The sequence below is a fragment of the Bacillus sp. C-3-6 genome, from assembly GCF_054509685.1.
On sequence record NZ_CM137247.1, the window covers coordinates 1,550,625 to 1,572,026 of the forward strand.

6 protein-coding genes are annotated in these 21,402 nt (G+C 35.5%); 5 read left to right on the forward strand and 1 reads right to left on the reverse strand.

What is annotated here, in order from left to right:
- Positions 1-40 precede the first annotated feature (40 nt).
- From ACW0JX_RS08080 to ACW0JX_RS08100, 5 genes are all read left to right on the forward strand, one after another.
- The gene (locus ACW0JX_RS08080) at positions 41-1,477 is read left to right on the forward strand and encodes an oligosaccharide flippase family protein (protein WP_141241093.1); all 1,437 of its coding nucleotides are present in this window, start codon (positions 41-43) and stop codon (positions 1,475-1,477) included.
- Positions 1,478-1,480: 3 nt separating this feature from the next.
- Positions 1,481-2,695 carry an O-antigen ligase family protein gene (locus ACW0JX_RS08085; protein WP_095691145.1) on the forward strand — a complete coding sequence of 405 codons (1,215 nt, stop codon included), beginning with the start codon at positions 1,481-1,483 and terminating at the stop codon, positions 2,693-2,695.
- Positions 2,670-3,470, forward strand: coding sequence for a glycosyltransferase family 2 protein (locus ACW0JX_RS08090; protein ID WP_095691144.1), 801 nt, complete (start codon positions 2,670-2,672; stop codon positions 3,468-3,470). The genes ACW0JX_RS08085 and ACW0JX_RS08090 overlap by 26 nt, the downstream gene beginning before the upstream one ends.
- The gene (locus tag ACW0JX_RS08095; RefSeq protein ID WP_095691143.1) at positions 3,467-4,519 is read left to right on the forward strand and encodes a glycosyltransferase family 4 protein; all 1,053 of its coding nucleotides are present in this window, start codon (positions 3,467-3,469) and stop codon (positions 4,517-4,519) included. The genes ACW0JX_RS08090 and ACW0JX_RS08095 overlap by 4 nt, the downstream gene beginning before the upstream one ends.
- Positions 4,520-4,612: 93 nt before the next feature.
- A complete protein-coding gene (locus ACW0JX_RS08100) occupies positions 4,613-6,160 on the forward strand; it encodes a glycoside hydrolase family protein (protein ID WP_141241092.1) in 1,548 nt (515 codons plus the stop codon).
- A gap of 113 nt (positions 6,161-6,273) precedes the next feature.
- Here the strand turns inward: ACW0JX_RS08100 and ACW0JX_RS08105 are convergent, their stop codons facing one another.
- Positions 6,274-21,306, reverse strand: coding sequence for a DUF7507 domain-containing protein (locus ACW0JX_RS08105; RefSeq protein WP_459245547.1), 15,033 nt, complete (start codon positions 21,304-21,306; stop codon positions 6,274-6,276).
- Between the last annotated feature and the right edge of the window lie 96 nt (positions 21,307-21,402).

Genomic DNA, 21,402 nt, shown 5'->3' on the forward strand with positions numbered 1-21,402 from the left:
ACAACATATGTAAGTAGGTTACTTGCAAAGGAGAACTTGTATGGGTAGATCTATTCTAAACAATATTATCCATCTATTTTATAGTACGATTTTAGCTAACCTTCTTCAGGCCGTCAGTTTAATTGTTTTAGCAAACTTTTTTAACGCACAACATTATGGGATGTTTAGTGTTGCCATAGCAGTGACGTTTGTTATGTTATTTTTTACAGACTTAGGACTTAGTAATACGTTTCTTCGAGAAGGGGCAAAGGATGGAGCAGATTTAGAGAAGATTTTATCATCGTATATAAAAATAAGGATGATTCTACTTATTCTTATTTCTATAATCGGTTATATTGTTATTCATTATATGTATGCGGATAAAAATTTAATTTATATGATGATAAACGTAATGTTTTTCATGTTAATAGGATTAACTTGGCAAAACATAGGAATTGCCTATTTTCAACTGACGGAACGTATGAAGTATATAGCGCTCATTAAAGTTGTATCAGCATCGGTTGTCATTATAATTACATGTTTTTGTATTTTCGGAGAGTTACCGGTGTATGTAACGGCTCGCTTATATGCTTTTGGGTATATGATCGGTGGTTTATTCAGTATATATATCATGAGAAGAAAGACGAAAATGAATATGAAAGTCGTAATTCATAAAGCTTTATTTTGGCAATTAACTCCCTTTATTATTAGCGGTTTTTTAATAATGAGTACGCCACAATTAGCACCTATCTTGCTTAACTATACATTGCCATTAAGTATGGTAGGTGTTTTTGCAGTGGCGTACCGAATGCCGGCAGCTTTATATCAAGTACCAGGGGTAATTGCAGGTGCATTTTTTCCAGTGCTCTTTAAGCATTATAACCAGAATAATATAGAAGAGCATACGAAATTAAATTTGCTTCAAATTAAATCAATGGCGATTGTAGGAATATGTATGACGATCGGTTTATATCATTTAGCACCATACTTTATTTCTATATTTTTTCATGAAGAATGGCGCAATGCAGTAGAACCACTCCAAATATTATCATTTCTTATTGTGCTACAAAGTTTAAATATTGCTATTGCTGACGGTTTAACGACGAGTGGATGTCAAAATAAGAGGACTGTTGTGCAGTGTGTAGCATTGGTGATCGGTGGAGTTATGCTTTATAGCTTTAGTAGTATTGGTGGAGTGATAGGAGCGGCATACGCTATGGTTTTATTTGAAATAGTCGCTTTAGTGGGATATATAGCGGTGAGTGTAGTGAAGAAAAAAATTGTATTCCAAATTGTAATACCGTATACAATTTATTTTGGTGTAACCTTTATTGGAGTGCAATATATATTACATACATATCATTTAATTGCGCTTGTTCTTAATATACTAATTGTAGTAGCTGCCATATTCCTATATGATTATGAGCTAAAAAAACTTCTTCTTTCTTTTATAAGAAAAATACGCAAAAAGGATTATATTACGAAACAGGGGATATAGCCTATGGAAAATAATATGAAAGTATCGATGGGATGGATTATTCTTCTAATATTATTTGTTATGTTAAGTAAATACAATTTATATATTGGATTTTCATTGAAAATATATATGATTTTTTTAGTCATATATTTTTGTTTAACAATTAAAGACTTTCATATTCAAAAGTTATATTTTCATGAAGTTATATTTTTACTGTTTTATTTCATTTATTGTTCGAGTGGAATTCTTTCTATGTATTTAAATGCTAGTATTCGTATGATTTTTGGCGTGCTACTTGTTTTAGGATGCTATTTTATAATGAGGAATTTATTGGGCAATACTGAAATAGTGGTACTTGAATCATCTATTGCTTATGTAGGAGTAGTATTTAATGTAGTAAGTCTAATACTCTATATAATCGGTTTACAATACTTTAGTTTATACGGTGGAGAAGAGAGAGAAATTTTTGCCGGGTTATTAGTTGATAGAGGATATCCACGGTTAATTGGATTGCTAGATGATCCTAACATTTTTATTTTCTATAATACAATATTTTTTATGTACTATATGACGAATTTACAAAATATCACTAACATCCTAGGGTTAATTTTATGTGTTACGACGAGTTTATTAACCTTTTCAAGGGGGGGGATATTAGCGCTTGTGCTTGTCGTTTTTGTATATATATGTATGTCTAGTTTCGCCAAAAAAATAAAAATAATTATGAGTTTAGTATTGTTTAGTGTAGTTATTTTTAGTTTATCGAACAGTGTAATGGGGGGCCAATTAGATGACATATTAAATAAACGAATTTCTGATTTTTCCCATGATAATGGAAGTGGTAGATTTACATTATGGGAAGCTGCTTTTAAATATTATTTATCCAATCCATATATTGGAATTGGCGCTTTTAACTTTTCGAATTATTATGAGTATCAATTTAATGAAAAATTATTTGTACACAATACATTTTTAGAAATTTTGTCTGAATCGGGTACAATTGGTTTTCTTCTATATAGCGCGTTTTTATTCATATTAATGTTCAAGTTAGCGCAGCATACTTTGTTTCGTGAAAAACCATATCTTCTATTGACTATGATTGCATTTTTATTTCAGATGATGTCATTGTCACTCATTATTAACGAAGCGTTCTTTTTATTTTTAGCAGTTGTTGTGAAGTATATTTCAATATATGAAGGAAGGGGAAAGATAGATGGTAAAATGTCTATCAGCACATAACGAGCCGCCTTATGTTTCTGTAATAACACCTTCTTATAATAGTATACGATTTATAGGTGAGACAATTTCATCTGTACAGAATCAATCGTATGAAAACTGGGAAATGATTATCGTTGATGACTGTTCAACCGACCAATCTGCCGCAAAAATTAAAGAGATAATAGAAGGAGACTCACGAATTAGGTTATTATCATTAAAAGAAAATGTCGGTGCTGCTAAAGCTCGGAATTTAGCGATCAAAGAGGCAAGAGGAAGGTACATTGCCTTTTTAGATAGTGATGATATATGGTTGCCACATAAATTGAAGACACAATTGTTATTTATGGAAGAAATGAATATTGCTTTTTCATATGCGTCGTATAGTTTAATTGATGAAAATGGTAATGAATTAAATCGCGAAGTGAGTGCACCAAAATCTGTTGACTATCATTATTTAGTAGGAAATACAATTATCGGTTGTTTAACAGTGATGATTGATCGTAAAAAAATTCCGTATGTCGAAATGCCTAGTATACAGCCGGAAGATACAGCGTTATGGCTGAACTTATTACATGAAGGGTATGAAGCAAAAGGGATACAGCAAGTGTTAGCAAAATATAGAATTGTTACAAATTCTGTTTCTAGAAATAAAATTAGAGCAGCTTTCCGGTATTGGAAATTGTTAAGGGAACAAGAACGACTGAATTCGGTGCAAATTTTTTACTATTTTAGTAAGTATGCTTATCATGCTTATAAAAAAAATAAAATCAATGTAGTTGGGAAGACGCAATTATGAATATACTGTTGATGACAGATAAATTGATAACTGGCGGAGCTGAGAGCTATTTCTGTAAATTGGAAAGTAATTTGGGTTATGATGATTTTAAGATTTATACAGCTGCAGGTGATGGAGAACTATATGAATCTCTTACTAGAAAAGAAAATTTTATATTACTTAGTCGATGGAATCATTTGAGAAATATTTATTATTTACGAAACGAAATTTGTAAACGAAAGATAGAACTTATTCATGCAAATAGTTTGCGAATGGTATTATATGCTTTTCTAATTCAAAAGTTTATTAAAAAAAAGATGAAAATTGTTTATACGAAACATAATGTAACGATATTAGAAAAGAAAATGCCAACGCTTTTTCGTTATTTCATGAATAAATATGTAAACAATATTATTACAGTAAGTGAGTTTGAAAAGAATAATTTAATTTCAATTCATGTAGCAGAAGAAAAAATAAATACAATTTATAACGGTGTCGATATTGAAAAGTTTTTATTCCAGCAAAAGAAGAAAGAATCTACATATAAAATAGGGATATTAGCTAGATTATCCAAAGAAAAAAACCATCAACTATTTGTCAAAATTGCAAATGTATTGAAAAAGAGAAATGATTTTATGTTTTATATTGCTGGTGATGGACCAGAGAAAGAATCGATTATGAAAGAAATAGAAAAATATGGATTGCAACAGAGTGTAAAGATGTTAGGGAATATTTCAGAGCCGCATGAGTTTATTGGGAATATGGATGCCTTACTTTTATTATCTTTTCGTGAAGTGTTTCCAATGGTAGTAATTGAAGCGATGGCTACAGGGACACCAATTGTTTCAATAGATGTTGGCGGAATACATGAAGCGGTAATAGATGGAGAATCAGGTGTTTTAATATCTGAATATTGCGAATCTGAATTCGCAAGTGCACTTGAAGAACTACAAGGGAATGAAGAAAGGGTAAATGATATTAGATTGAAAGCACGAGAGAAAGCAGTGAGGTATTTCTCGTTAACTAAAATGATAGAAGAAACGAAAAATATATATGAGTTAAACAAATGACCGGGTAGGTCGTTTGTTTTTTTTATTATAGAAACTTTTAAGAGAGAACTCACATATTATATGAAAAAAGGTAATATGAGGAGTGAATTTATTTTGTCAGAATATATTTCTTCCCAAGAAGATTGTGCGCCAGAAGGTAGCGTTCACATCGATTGTTTTGGCGCAGTTCCAAACTCGGGAAATGATAGCTCATTAGCAATTCAGCAAGCTATTGATTATTGTGTAGCGAATCGAATTTCGACGGTTAGAATTACAGGGGTAAATACGTACAAAATTGTAAAGCCGATTGTTATTAAATCAAACGTAAGATTAGAATTAGATCCTACCGTAACGCTGCAAATTGATGGGGATTTTAATGCGTTTGAGCTACAAAGTAACGCTTCGATTGTTGGTGGTACTATTCAAGTTATAAATTCATTGTTTCAATCTGCTGTCATTTATGTTTCTGGTTCACAACAAATCGAACTACCTAATCAATCTGTTATATCAAATATAAATATAATAAATACAACTCCATCGTATAAAGGAAAAGCTATACATTTTTATTGTCAAAAGGCATGGGATTATATTAGTTTCTTTCAAGTTAAATTTATTCAAATTAAAAACTTTCAAACTGCAATATATTTGAAAACAGAGTATATAGATGATATCAATACACCTTGTTGGATTAACGCCAATGTATTTCAATCTATATTTATTGATGGATGTGTGTATGGGATTGAAGTCGATGGAAATAGTGATTTGCCAAATGAAAGTTCAGGAAATACGTTTCATGATATTCAAGTGCAATGTAGACAACAAACGAAAAAAGCAATTCGTTGCTCAGGTGCATATAATACATTTGATTGTATGATTTGGGATACGTACCGGATGAGTAGTGAACAAATTGTTATTGAATTTTCTTCCAATTCTCATCGTAACTACCTTTTTTCAAATCTGCTTTCGACAACTATTGTAGATAAAGGACAATACAATGTTTGTAAGTCTACTTATGAAGAATCCCTACGAATTCAGTTACCGTTGACGTTAAATAGACCTCATTTAATAGGAAACCAAGATGATATTTTAGTAAATGCTCAGCAGAAATATAATGTTAAGCAAGTAAGTGGGAAAGTGCCGTACGGGGGGAATCTCACAAATTGCTTTAATTTAATAGATGAACAAAGTGTAAACTATATTGACGTTCCAGATAGTAATCCAGTTGTAATTGAACTGGATTTTACGAAAAAACCAATACAAATGTTAAATTGTTTTGGAATGTATTTTGGGTGGGGAGAGAGTCCAAAGAAAATTAAAATTGAATATGCATTAAGTGCAACTGGAAGTTGGGTTATCGCGTTGGATGTTCCATTAAACGTTGGTGATACAATTATATCGAATATGAAGGCGAGTCAGTTATATAAAGTTAGAATTACATTAAGTGGTTATTCCCAAGATCATAAACGTTTTCGAATTAATCGTATCTTTGCAAGATCTTCTATGGAAAATGGGAGTGCTTGGTTAGCGACAACTGGCGGAAGAATGTTTGGAGATATTGAAATAGAGGCAAGTAAAGGTATAATCATGAAGACTGCTAGTGGAGTGAAGTGGAAAGTTACTATTAATGAAGCTGGCCAACTTATTACGACTAAGGTAACTTAAGATGATATTTAATTATATATCCTTGGACGAGTTCCATTGTAGTGTGATAAAGGTAATGAAAAAGAGATTGTAATTTGGTTTCAACCAAACTACAATCTCTTTTTTTGTTTAAATTACTTCCACAAAATCCAAGTCCAAAGGTAATTTCGTACATTTCGAGGAGTAATGCGAATGAAGCGTTCACCGTCAAAGAAGCAATTTAAATTTGGAAGTGTTTCATCTGGATTTTCTGGAACAAAGGTGACGATGTTTTCGTTACTTGTAACGGTTACTGTAATTGGTGGATCGGTAGGCGAGACTTGAAGTTGTAACGAAATATTGGCCGTATTTTTAAATTGATTATTAACAGGTGGACTTATTACTTGTACTGTGAATAACACGATAATTGTTTCGTTTGGCTCTAAATTAGTGGCAACTAGGAAACCGATATTCGGATTCGCTAGTGGAGAGCGTTCACCGTTAATAAAGACAGTGCCGTTTATAAATTGTAAACCTGCTGGAATGGTATCTTGTAAAGAAATATTTGAGAGTGAAATTTCGGAAGTATTTGTAATACGCACCGTGTAATCAAAATATTGATTTAAATAAGCTGAGCTGACGGAAGCATTTTTCGTGACTGTTGTAGTTATAAATTGAACTGGTATACGAACGATATTTGAATTAACAATGAAAGTAATAATTGGATCCTGTGGTGTCAATTGAAAGGCAGCGGTAACTGTTGCAGAATTTATAATTGTACTATTTGAAGGAATAGAAGTTACGAGAACTTGGAATGTTATAGTTGCTACTGAATCTGCAGGTAAAGAGCCGATATTAATACCAGTGTCTGGACGAACATTTGGAACGGGAGTACCGTTAATTGTTACGCTGTTTTCTATAAATGTTGTACCAGCTGGAATTGTGTCTATAACAGAAGTGCTGATTGTCGGAATTGGGGAGTGATTAAATACCGCTAATGTGAATGTAATGATATCCCCTATAACGACAATAGATTTGTCAGTTGTTTTTTCAATACGAACCATCGGATCAATGACTGTCGTTGTAACGGTATTTGTTTGCTTTGTAATTGTAATAGGTGGTTTTGTTGGATCAATGATAACGGTATAGGAAACAGAAGCATCGTTATTAATTGTAGGTTGAAGAGTAGAAGAAGATATTGTCACTTGGAACGTAATAATAGCAGAGTCATTAGGAGCAAGATTTCCTAACGTAATACCATTTTCAGGATTCTCATTAGGCTGATTGATTCCGTTAATTGTAACACTACCAGCAACAAAAGTCGTATCTATTGGTATGGTGTCTATAGCAAGAAGGTCTTCAATCGTTACATTACCGCTATTCATAATCGTAATTGTATACGTTAAAGTTTGAGCAGGTAAGGCATTCGTTACATCAACAGATTTTATGGCAATGACATTATCATTTTGGACAGTAGTTGTGACGGTGTTTGTTGTAGTCGTATTTGTAACAGGTACGTTATTTGGGTTGACTATATAGTTAAAAGTAGTAATTGCGTTGTTGTTTAGTTCATTTGGTGTTGGAATAGAAGTCACAGTTACTTTGAATGAAACGATAGCATCTCCACCAATAGTTATAGTACCAATTGGTATGCCGCTTACTGGATTCACTCCTGGAAGAGTTTCTCCGTTTACAATGACGCTATTTTCTATAAACGTAGTACCTTGAGGAATAATATCTTGAATGATTACATCATTTACTGCAACATTACCGGTTTGACTTAGTGTAATCGTATACGTTAACGTATCACCAACCGTTGCAAATGTAAGGTCAACAGCTTTATTACTATTCAAATTTGCGTGATTAATTTCTGTTGCGGCAGCTGATGAAATAATAGTTTCGGTAATAGGTGGTCGATCTGGTACCGTGTATTCATATTCAATTGTACTCGTGTTAGAGATTGGATTTGTTTGTGGAATCGAAGTAACCCGTACTTGGAATAGAATGGTTGCTGTCGTATTAGGTGGAATGGTATCAATTTGTATACCGTTAAGAGGGTTGTCATTTGGCCGAGCGTTGCCGTTCACGATAACACTATTCTCTATAAAGCTCGTATTTGCCGGGATAATATCTGTAACAATAATGTTTTCGACTTGTATATTTCCGTTATTTATGATGGAAATTGTATAAGGGATGATAGTTTGTAAGTCAGCATATTGGATAGGTGTTGTTTTTGTCGCAATTACATTAGCGGAAATAACTTCAGTGAAGGTAATATTGCTAGTCGATATTTGTTCTTCCACGTTTATTGTATAACGAGAAGTTGATTGATTTTGAACATGACCGCTAGCAGGAAGAGCTACGACGGTAACAGAAAATGTGACTGGGATAGAAATGTTAGGAGCAATCGTTCCCACAAGTATACCTACACTTGGGTTGGCGTTAAGCTGAGGAATGTTATTTACTAAAACGCTACCGTCAATAAAGGTTGTTCCATCAGGTATATTGTCTGTAAATACAACAGCAGTGGCATCCGTATTCCCTGTATTCGTTAAAGTTGTTGTATAAGTTAAAATGTCACCAATCGTTACAGAGGTTAAATCAACAGTTTTAAGTGAAACGATATCAGCATCATTAATTTGAACGAAAGTAGTATTGGAAGTAGTAGATTTTTGAATTGGTGCAAAGTCAGGATTGAAAATAAAGTCGTAGGCGATGTTTGCAGTATTAGGTGTTGGATTTACAGTAGGTAAATTCGTAACGGAAACTTGGAATGTTATTGTAGCCATTTGACCTGCTGCGACATTAGGAATGGAAAAGCCGATATTCGGATCTGCTGCAGGAAGTACAGTATTATTAACTATTACACTTCCTGGAATAAATACTGTTCCATCTGCTATAGTATCTGTAAAAAAGATGGAGTTAGTTGTAGCCGATCCATTATTTTGAATGAATACTGTATATTCAATGGTTTCATCAATAGTAGCTAATACAGTATTAGCAGATTTTGTAGCAATAAGAATAGCATCAATAAATTGTATGTTTGTAGCATTGGAAGAGGTCGTTTCTGAAATTGGTGGTGTGCTTGGGTCTGGTCGATACTCATAGTGAATGACGGCGATATTATTAATGTTATTTTGTGGCGGTATAGAAACTACGCTTACTTGGAACGTAACAATAATCGTATTATTTGGAAGAATTATATCAAGATTGATACCGGTAATTGGATTTTCGTTAGGTCTTGGTACGCCATCTACAAGAATGCTATTTGGAACGAATGTGGTGCCAGAAGCAATTGCGTCAAGTAGGAGAGTATTTGTAATAGGTATTGTACCGGCGTTTGTAACTGCGACTGTATATGTGATGATTTGACCGATACGTGTAATGGATCTGTTAGCAGATTTAATTGCATTAACATTTGCCGTTCGCACTTCAGTATTTACTGCATTTGATAACGATCTACGCTGAATAATTGGAGAACTAGGGTCAATTTGGTATTCGTACGAAGTGTCTGAAATATTAATGACTGTATTGCCCTCTGGTATATTTGTAAGTTGTACTTGGAATGAAATAGTGACTGTTTCATTTGGTTGTATCGTGCCGAGAGTTACTCCGTTTTCAGGATTCACGCCAGGCTGAATTACATTATTTATTGCTAAGCTATCTTCAATGAATATAGTACCTTCTGGAATGTTATCAATGAACACGGTATTGTTAGCTGGAACGGTTCCTATATTTTGTAGTGTATTTGTGTAGGTAATCATTTGCCCGATTGATATGAAATTTACATCCGCGCTTTTAACAGAAATAATATTTGCATTTTGAAGTGATGTTGTAACAATGTTAGAATTTGCAGAGCGATTTACTGGTGGGGCTGTAGGAATACTTACATATTGGTAAGTTGCTGAAGATTGATTTACAATTTCAGTTTCATTCGGTGGATTATTTGTTTGCACTTGAAATAGTATCGTTTTGGAACTGCTTGCTGGAATTGTTCCAATCGGTATTCCGTTTTCAGGATTTACACCTGGCTGAAGGACACCGTTAATTGTGACACTATCGGGAACGAATGTAGTCCCAGCTGGGATAGAATCTGTGAAATTAATATTTATTGCGTCAACATTACCGATATTTTTCACTTCAGAAATATAAAGTATAGTTCCACCGATATCTACAGTTGTTGGATTGGATGTTTTTATAATTGTTAATTGTGCTTGCACGAAATTTGTAATGACGATATTACTAGTAGATGTTTCAGTAATAGGCGGTTGCCCTGGGTCTGGTTGGATTGTATATGTTGTATTGGATTGATTTGTAATCGATTCTTGCGAGAATGAATCGTTAATAAGAATTTGGAACGAAATAAGATGAGTAGCGTTTGCTACTAGGGTAGGCAAAGTAACACCTACATTTGGATTGGCACCAAGTATAGTTGTTCCATTAAGTGTAAAACTATTTTCTACGAATGTAGTATTTTGGGGAATAGTATCTGAAAATATGAGATTAGTAGCTGGAATATTTCCGGTATTTTCTAGTGTTATCGTATAAGTCAAAATATCACCTGTTGTTGCTTGTTGTGCATTGACTCCTTTTAAAGAAAGGATAGTCGCATCTGAAATTTGTGTGAAAGCGGGATTAGACGTAATTGTTCGAGAGATGATAGGAGCAGTTGGATCGGCGATAAAAGTGTAGTCAATACGGGCTGTATTAGAAATTGGGTTCACGCTTGGAATAGATTGAACGATAACCTGGAATGTTACAGTGACGATTTCTGACGGTGTGATGGAGTTTAATGGTATTCCTACGTTAGGATCAGCATCTGGAACGGAAACGCTATTAATAGTTACGCTATTCGGAATAAATGCAGTTCCTTCTGGGACCAAATCTGTTAAAGTAACTGTATTTGCAGTAGTATTTCCGTTATTTTGAACGACTACTGTGTAAGTGATTGTACCGTCAGTAGATTGTACGAGAGAATCTGTACTTTTAATTGCGGATAATGATGCATCAACAACAGCTGTATTAACTGTATTAGATGAGGATGTTGCTGTAACTGGAGGTTGACTTGGATCGACAATATACGTGTAACTTGTAAGTGCTTGATTTATAATCGCTCCTTGCGGCGGGATAGAACTTGCAAGAAATTGGAACGTAATAGTAGCAGAATCACCTGGTGCGATAATACCAACTGGAATACCGAGAGTTGGACTTGCATCTGGAAGTGAAATTCCGTTGAGCGTAACACTATTTGGAACAAATAATGCTCCTTCAGGAACTCCGTTAATGAGTAATACAGAGTTTGCAGGAAAATTTCCAGTATTTGTTAATGTCGCTGTATACGTAATTACATCTCCAATAGATACGATTGTTCGATTTGCTTGTAAAACAGTTGTAACAGTTGCGTTATTAATTTGTGTTGAAGCGCTATTAGAATTTATCGTGCCTGTAACAGGAGGAGAGGCCGGATCAACGATGAATGCGTATTGAATAGATGCTACGTTTGTAATCGGATTTGAAGGTGGAGTTGATGTAACTATGACTTGGAAAGTAACGGTTAAGGAACTACCTGCGCTAACTGTTCCGATATTCACTCCGTTATTTGGATTTGCACCTGGAAGTGTATTTCCATTTACAGCAAAACTATTTTCAACAAAGATTGTTCCTGCTGGAACTGGGTCTGAGAAATTTACATTCGTAGCGTTTGTATTGCCGTTATTTTGAATCGAAACTGTATAAGTGATCGTATCTCCAATATTTGCAAAGGCTGTATTAGCAGTTTTTACAGCTGAAAGTATTGCTGTATTAATAGAAGTAACGAAGACATTCGTTTCCACATTGCCAGGCTGAGCCAGTAATACATTGCCTACGTTATATTGGAAGTTAACAAATCCTAAGTTTTGGAGTTCAGGTGTGAACGTTGTTGGATTACTTACGATTTGTACTTGGAATATGATTGTAACAGTTTGATTTGGATTGATTGTATTTATGCCAACACCGTCAATGATAGAAGCCGATGGTAATGGAGTGCCATCAACAATAACTGATCCTACAACAAATTGTGTCCACGATGGTATAGGGTCTGAGAATACAACATTGTTAGCAGGAATATTGCCTGTGTTCGTAATAGTCGTTGTATACGTAATTGTATCACCAATCGTTGCAAAAGTTTTATCTCCTATTTTAATAGTATTTAAAATAGCACTTTCAATTTTTGTTGTAAAGTTGTTAGAAATAATATTTTTTGAAACTGGAGGATTAGCAGGATTAACGATATGTTGAAAGCTAACGCTAGCTTGATTAGTAATTGGATTTATGGGCGGAATTCCATTGGCGATAATGTGAAATGCTACGATGACAGATTCGTTTGGCGCGATATCACCGATTGGAACGCCTGTAATGATATCTGCATTTGGGATGCTAGTTCCGTTCAGTGTAAAGCTATTCGGTTCAAAGGAAGTTCCGTCTGGAATAAGGTCGGTAAAAATAACATTCGTTGCACTCACATTTCCGCTATTTGTAATTGTAACGGTGTAGGTAATATCCTGCCCGATATCTACCGTAGATACATTTGAATTTTTTTGTGCAGTAAGGATAGCGCTATTAATTTGTGTTGTCGTTGTATTAGATTGATTGGAAGTTGTAATAGGTGGCTGGCTAGGATCAACGACATAATGATATGTGGTAGAAGCAGAGTTAGAAATGGGATTAAGTGTTGGAAGTGTAATAACAGTTGCTTGGAATGTAACGATTGCCGTATTACCACCATTAATGGAACCAATATTTACACCAGTTGATAAATCGGCGTTTGGAATGGTTTGCCCATTAACTGTGAAACTATTTGGAACGAAACTTAAATTGCTATCAAGTATATCGATAATAGTTACATCAGTTGCGGTCACATTCCCAGTATTAGGGAGGTTAAGTGTAAATGTTATTGTATTACCAACATCCGCAAAAGTAAGATCTGCTGTTTTGGTGCTAATAATAGTTGCGTTGTTTATTTGAAGGAGTGTAGTGTTGGAAGTAGCTGCACTTGAAACGGGAGGATTAACAGGATCAACAGTAAATTCATACGTCGTTGATGCTGTATTTGGTGCTGGGTTACTAGGAGGAATATTGTTTACTGTAACTTGAAAGACGATACTATATATTTCATTTGGTGGAAGTGTTGCAAGTAATACACCTGTATTTGGATCCGCGTTAGGTTGTAAAACGCCATCGACAGTTAATGTGTTAGGAACAAATGTGAGTCCACTTGGTAATGCATCTGTGAATACAATATTAGTTGCATCGGTATTGCCTACATTGGTAATAGAAGTAGTATAAAAAGCAGTTTGCCCGATATCTGCAAAGGATACACTTTCATTTTTCGTCATAGACAATATTGCTTCGTTAATTTGTGTTGAAACAGGATTACTAATTGAAGTTTCTGCATCAGGCGGTGAGACTAATTGATACGATGTTGATGAGAAATTTACAATTGGGTTTTGGTTTGGTAATGATGTTACAGTAACTTGGAACGAAACTGTTACTGTAGTCCCGGCTGTTATTGTCCCAATATTCACACCGTTCGATGGATCCGCCCCACTTTGAGGAACTCCATTAATAGAAAATGTGTTTGCAATAAATGTAGTGACGCTTGGCACTGTATCTGTAAATATAACATTTTGTGCAGATGAGTTTCCATTGTTTGTTAAAACGACAGTATAAGTGAGTGTGTCTCCAATACGACTAAAGGATTTATCGACTTGTTTTAATGAAAGAATGTTAGCTGTATTAATCGTAGTAAACACTGTGTTTGAAGTAACGTTTCTTGAAACGATCGGTGCATTTGGATCAGCGATAAATGTGTAAGACGCAGTAGCGGAATTGGCTACAGGATTTTGGTTTGGTGTAGAAGTAGCAGTAACTTGAAATGCGATAGATATTGAGTTGTTAGGAGCAATTGATCCGATTGTTATACCTGTATTAGGATCGAGTCCGATGTGTGTACTGCCATTGATTGTGACACTATTCGGAATGAAAGTTGTGCCGTCTGGAATAAGATCAGTGAAAGTAATATTCGTTGCATTTGTATTGCCATTATTCGTTAAAATGGTTGTATAGGTAATAGTATCACCTAGTGTAACAATTGTTTGATCGACCGATTTTACCATCGTTATCATAGCATCTAGTACCGGGTTTGTAACGATATTCGTTGAAGTAGAAGTTGTAATAGGAGCGGCACTTGGATCAACAGTATAAGAGTATAAAATTGTATCGTTATCCATAATTGAACTTGAAGGAGGCACAGAAATAACATTTACTTGGAAAGTAACGGTTACTGTTTTACCAGTAGCGATATTTGGTATAGTTACTCCGAGCGCTGGCCGTGCACCAAATTGCGGTATACCATTGATTGTGAAAGAATTTGGTATAAATGTAGTGTTAGCTGGAATAGCGCTTGTGAATGTAATATTCGTTGCTGTTGTATTTCCTGTATTTGTAATAGTAGATGTATACGTAATCGTATCGCCAACAGAAATAATGGATTTATCAGCATTTTTTGTGGTAGTTAATATTGCGCTATTTATTGTCGTAGTAACGGTATTCGATGAAGCAGTTTGAGTTATAACTGGTTGATTTGGATCGACAATATGCTGAAATTGTACAGAACTAAAATTAGAAATTGGGTTTATACTTGGAATGTTTGTAACAAGTACATTGAGAGTAATAATGGCCGTTCCACTCGGATTTATATTTCCAATCTGAATCCCGTTAGTTGGATTTCCGATTTGCTGTGTACCAGAATCGTTTGTAAGAGTGCCAGATATGAATGTCGTTCCATCAGGTAAAGTATCCGTAAAAATTATATTTTGTGAAGTGACATTTCCAGGGTTACTTAATGTAATCGTATAAGAAATTGTATCGCCAATTGTAGCGAAAGTTTTATCTACAGATTTGATTGCCACAATTTCCCCAGAATTTATTTGTGTCGAAACCGGATTGGATGTCGTACTTCTTGAAACGAGTGGCAAGTTTGGACCTGTCATAAATTGATAATTAATGGAAGCGCCGTTTACAACCGGTGAGTTTGGTCCGCCTGGTCCAATTGTGAAAATTGGATTTGGAATGCTAACTACTTGCACACGGAAGGTAACGTTTATAAAATCTCCTGCAATAATATCCCCAATTGGTATCCCATTCGCTGGATTTACTCCAGGTAATAAAACTCCACCTACTCGAACGCTATCTTCTATAAATACTGCGTTATTTGGAATCGGATCTGTAAAAATGATATTCGTAGCAGTTGTGTTTCCTACATTTTCTAATAAAACTGTATACGTTAAAAATGAATTTCCAGGTGCTATGTCAGAAAATAGCCGATCCACACTTTTCGTTGCTTGAATAATCGCTTCGTTAATTTGAACTAAAGTTGGATTACTTGTAGCTGTTTCTGTCACCGGCGGCTGGGTAGGATCAACAATGATCGAGTATGTCGTGCTAGACTGGTTCAAAGTTGGGTTTGTAACTGGTATTGAGCCAACGATAGCTTGAAAGCTAATTGTTGTCGTTCCTCCAACTGGAATTGAGTCTAAAGAAATCCCGCTATCTGGTCTAAATCCAAGTTGTGGGATGGTATTAATTTGTACGCTATCGGGAATGAATGAAAGTTCAGGTGGTAATATATCGATAAAAACAGGTGTGTTTGCGGTAGTATTTCCGCTATTAGTGAGGGTAGTTGTATACGTAATTGTATCTCCGACAGCAGCAAAAGCACTGCTTGCAGTTTTTGTTGCGATAACAGAAGCAGTATTTACTTGTGTAAAAGTTTTATTAGATTTAATTGTTCGTGAAACTGGCGGTTCATTTATATCTACAATAAAGCTATATTGAAGCGATGATTTGTTCGGGATTGGATTAGGGTTTGGAAGTGTTGTAATGTTTACTTGAAAACTGAGTGTAGCAGATGCATTTGAATTCAAGTTACCAATATTGATACCGTTTTGTGGATTTGCATTCGGAACGGTTACACCATTTATCTTAAAGCTATTTGGGATAAAGGTAGTACCGTTTGGAATTGTATCAGTAAAAATAATGTTGTTCGCAATAGTATTTCCGGTGTTTGTAATAGATGAAGTGAATGTAATTGTATCACCAATTGTAGCGAAAGTTGTACTAGCGCTTTTATTTATTACTAAAGTAGCGTCAATAATTGGTGTAACTGTTGTATTTGTTACGGTGCTACCAACAGCAGGAGATTGGTTTGGATTCACGGTATATTCATAATTTACAAGAGCATTATTTGTTAATGTGCCACTAGGTGGTATAGCTAAAATTTGTGCTTGAAAAGTAATGAATACAGTATCTCCTGGCGAAATATCTGCCAAGTGAACACCAAGTGACGGATCTAATCCTGGTTGTGGAACATTATTGATAGTTACGGAGTTTTGGATAAATGAAGCTCCTGCGCCAAGCCCATCTGTTAAAACAGTTGCACTAGCAGGGATATTACCCGTATTTGTTACTGCAATCGTATAGGTAACGATATCACCAATTGCAGCTGTCGGTGTATTCACAGACTTAGTAGCGACAATAGTAGCGTTATTAATTTGAGTTGTTATTACGTTACTTAACGTATTGGCGGATGCTGGAGGTAAGTTAGGATCTACGACATACTGGTACGTTGTATTGCTTTGGTTCGGGATTGGATTTGGATTCGGGATAGAATTTACTTGTACTTGGAATGAGATAATCGTATTTGCATTCGGATTTATTGGGTCGATTGCAATTCCGCTTGCTGGATTGACATTAGGCAGTGTATTCCCGTTTACAGTAACACTATTAGGGATGAACGATGTCCCGTTTGGAATTACATCTGTAAATATTACATTTGATGCAAGTGTGTTCCCGTTATTCGTTAAAGTAGTCGTGTACGTAATAATATCATTTACGTTAGCAAACTGTTTATCTGCCGATTTAGTAGCGGCAATTGAGGCGTTATTAATAGTTGTCTGTACAGTGTTAGAAGCAACCATCTGCATTACAGCTGGTTTGGATGGATCATACGTATATTGGAATGTTGTGCCGGATTGATTTGTAATCGGGTTTACAGCAGGGATAGTTGGTACAAAAACTTGGAATGCAACGGTGCTTGATGAACTCGCTCCTATCGTACCAATTGAAATGCCGTTAGCAGGATTTGCATTAGCTATAGGGACATTATTAATCGTTACAGTATTAGGAATGAAGAGGGTACCCGCTGGAATGATATCTGTAAATGTTACATTAGCAGCAGGGGTATTCCCGTTATTCGTTAAAATAGTCGCATATAGTATTACATCACCAATATCAGCGAAGTTTGTACTCGTTAGTTTTGTAGCAACGATATTAGCAGTATTAATTTGTGTAGTTACTATATTGCTAGCAGTGTTTCTAACAAGAGCAGGTAAGTTTGGATCAGCGATAAAGCTATATTGAAGTACAGCGCTGTTTTGAATTGGGTTTGGTGAAGGTAGCCCATTTGTACTTATTTGAAAAACAATCGTTGTAAAACCACCCGAAGGAATGGAGCCCACTTGGAGACCGGTACTAGGGTCTGCACCTAGTTGTAAAGTACCACCTATAAAAATACTATTTGGTACGATAGTGGAGCCATTAGGGATTATATCGGTAACAATAACATTATTTGCTGTAGTATTGCCAAGATTAGCTAAAGAAATTGTATATGTGATTGGTTGCCCGACATCGGCGATAGTTAAATCTACTTCTTTGACAATCACTACATTTGCTAAATTAATTTGTGTACTTACAGTGTTACTTACAGATGTTTCTATAGTTGGTGGATCGCCCGGATTTAGAATAAAGCTATACTGTGTACTAGATGAATTTAATGTTGGGTTTTGTGTTGGTAAAGAGTTGACGGTTACTTGATAAGAGACAGTAAGTGAGCCATTAGCAGCAATGGAAGGTAGCGGAACACCTATATTTGGATCTGCGTTATTTTGAAGTACACCATTAATAAGAAAAGTATTTGGAATAAAGGTAGTACCGTCTGGATTCGTATCTACGAAAGTAGGGCTATCAGCAGAAACACTTCCTGCATTCGTCAAAGTAACAGTATAAGTTAATATATCCCCTACGGTAGCGAACTCTCGATCCACTGTTTTGGCTGAAATGACATTTGCATCGTTTACTTGAGTAAATGTAGTGGTTGAAGTAGTGTTCTTACTTACAGGTGAAGTGTTTGGATCAACGATAAAGTTATAGGAGATGGAAGCGCTATTTGAAATAGGGTTTGGATTTGGAATGCTAGTTATTACTACTTGGAATGAAGCTGTAATTGTAGTATTAGCATTGATGCTACCAATATTGATGCTAGCTGGTGTAACGCCTGGCTGAGTAACACTGTTAACTATAACGCTGTTTGGGACAAAGGCGGTTCCATTCGCAATTGAATCAGATAGTAATATATTGTTCGCTGCAACATTTCCATCGTTAGTAAGAGCAAAGGTGTAAGTTAATACATCGCCAACTTCCGCAAACGTTTTATCTACAGATTTATTAATATGGAGATTTGCTAGTCTAATTGTTGATGTAACAGAATTAGAATTTGCTGTTTTTGAAGTCGGTGGCAAACTTGGATTTACAGTGTAAATATAAGAGGCGAAAGCGTTATTAATAATAGGGTTTTGGGCAGTAATGTTAATGACTGTTACTTGAAAGGATAAGGTAAAAGTAGCTCCACCAGGAATTGTGCCGATAGGTAAAGCAACGAGAGAATCTACATTTTGTAAAACTCCGTTTAGTGTTACAGTACCAGGAGTCAATATCGTTCCGTTTGGAAGTGGATCAGTTAGTTGCACGTTATTAGCGGCTACATTTCCACTGTTTGTAATAAGGATTGTATAACTTATCGTTTCGCCAATTGTGGCAAATTGTTTGTTAGTTGATTTTGTTAATGTTACATTCGCATTGTTAATTTGAGTGGAAACGAGATTCGAAGAAATATTTTTTGTAACAGGTGATTGGCTAGGATTGACAGTATATTGATAAGAAGCGCTTGATCCATTAGATACGACATTTGACGTGGGTATTGTGTTTACTACTACTTGAAATGCAACATTTTTTGTTGTGCCGCTTGTTATGGATCCAATGTTCACGCCGGTAGCGGGATTTGCGCCCACTTGTGTCGTGCCATCTATTGTTAAACTGTTTAGAACGAAAGTTGTTCCAGTAGGGATGACATCTGTAAAAATAACATTGTTCGCATTTGTATTACCTGTACCTGTAAAGGAAACAGTGTACGTTAGTGTATCACCAATATCTGCAAAATTTTTATCTACTGCTTTCGTCATTGTTACAGTAGCATTATTCACTTGAGTGGAGACAATATTTGTCGTATCAGTCCCACTTACTGCTGGTTGATTAGGTACAGGAATGTATTGATATGTTGTTGTTCCACTATTTAATATTGGGTTTGTTTGAGGGATAGAAGGAACGAGCACTTGGAATGAAATAGTAGTAGTGGAATTTGCGGCAATTGAACCAATTGGTATACCATTAGCAGGATTTGCGCCAGCTTGAGTAACTCCGTTCACAGTTACACTCCCTGGAATGAAAGTAGTCCCGCTAGGAATCGGATCCGTATATATCACATTCGTTGCAGCGATATTTCCTATATTAGCTAAGGCAATACTGTAAGTTAATGTTTCACCAATATCGGTAAAAAGTTTGTTAACTGATTTTGTTCCATTAATATCTGCAAGGTTAATTTGTGTTCCAGCAGAGTTACTTGTTGCAAGACCATTAAAAGTTGTTCCTCCGGCGATTGGTGTATATTGAAATGTAATATTAGCAGTGTTAGAGATAGGATTTTGACTTGGAAGAGAAACGACAGTAGCTTGGAAAGTTACTATACGAGAAGCACCATTATTAATTGTTCCAAGAGATATACCAGCCGCAGGATTTGCATTTGTTTGTGGTACGTTATCTACTGTTACAGTGCCGGGTATAAAAGAAGTACCGTTAGGGAGACTATCTATAAAAATAGCGTTATTGGCAGGAAGAAGCCCGGTGTTAGGGATAGTAACTGTATAAGTGAGAATATCTCCAATTGCAGCAACACTTTTATTCACGCTTTTCGTCGCTTGTATATTTGGTGAGTTTATATTAATTTGTAAGCCTACTGTATTTAACATATATGCGTCTCCGTTAGTAGTTAAACGGATTGCGGCGGATACTTGTGAGTTTGTTAAATAAGGAGAAATATCAATGGAAGTAATGTCCCAGCCCTGTCTTCCTGCGGAGATGTTTGTACTTGTAGAAGCACTTTGATTTCGCGTTCCAAATGTCCCTGTTGTATCTAAGTTTCCTGCAGCATTATTAACTTGAGAACCGAAGAAATTATTTATAGCATTGTTTGGTCCAGATAAAGCATTTAATGAACTGAAATTTGGTCCAAATAAAGCTTGATCCCCGGTTAAATCTGCATCTCCTTCAGTAGAACTTAAAAATAATCTCCCGCTTACTGGTCCACCTGAAGGTGTTAAAAATCCAGAAACAGATACATCAGCACTACCAGTTTCTGCAGAAACACGGTTACCAGCTACATAAATGGTTAAGTTTCTTGCTGGCAATGTCCCGTTTTGATAAGCGACGATAAGCGTCCATCCAGCCGAATTAATTGTTCCATTAGAAGCATCTATAGGATCTACAAGTCCAGGAACCGCTCCTGTAGTATAGGAACCAGAACCTCCCGCTTGAATAAGAGTTGTTACGTCTGCTGAACGAGTGTAAAAGCCAAATGTAATAGAGTTTGAAACGAATGTTTGATTTGAAGCTGTAACAGCTGAAGGAGTAATCGAGTATGTTGAAACAGGTGTTGTAAAAGAAACTGGGTTTCCTAATACACTCGTAATGTTTTGATCACGAGATAAATAGTTTCCACCCCAAACGAGTTCTGCGTAAAGAATAGTACTACCAGCAGGGATATTTAAAATAGCGGTAGAACTATTTTGTGTATAGTTTAACGTTGTACCAGCAGGAAAAGTAGTTACTTGTAAAGCAGTATTCGTAGTTACGAATGCACCAATTGCCCCGATTGTACCAGCACGGTTTTGATTACTAATTTTACTTAAGCCTAAAGTATTGCCTGTAATAGCGAGTGCGCCGTTAGTGGTGGTAGAAAATCGATTCGTAATGGGCATGTTGTCACCTCATTTACAATATAGTCTTGGTCAAAATAACATATGTGTGTGACAAATAAAGGGAAACATGTACAAGTTGATTTCGTAATAATGATT

Bases quoted from the DNA above. Each gene is read 5' to 3' on its own strand.
- ACW0JX_RS08080 (WP_141241093.1), top strand. From the start codon at position 41: ATGGGTAGATCTATTCTAAACAATATTATCCATCTATTTTATAGTACG.
- ACW0JX_RS08085 (WP_095691145.1), top strand. From the start codon at position 1,481: ATGGAAAATAATATGAAAGTATCGATGGGATGGATTATTCTTCTAATA.
- ACW0JX_RS08090 (WP_095691144.1), top strand. From the start codon at position 2,670: ATGGTAAAATGTCTATCAGCACATAACGAGCCGCCTTATGTTTCTGTA.
- ACW0JX_RS08095 (WP_095691143.1), top strand. From the start codon at position 3,467: ATGAATATACTGTTGATGACAGATAAATTGATAACTGGCGGAGCTGAG.
- ACW0JX_RS08105 (WP_459245547.1), bottom strand. From the start codon at position 21,306: ATGCCCATTACGAATCGATTTTCTACCACCACTAACGGCGCACTCGCT.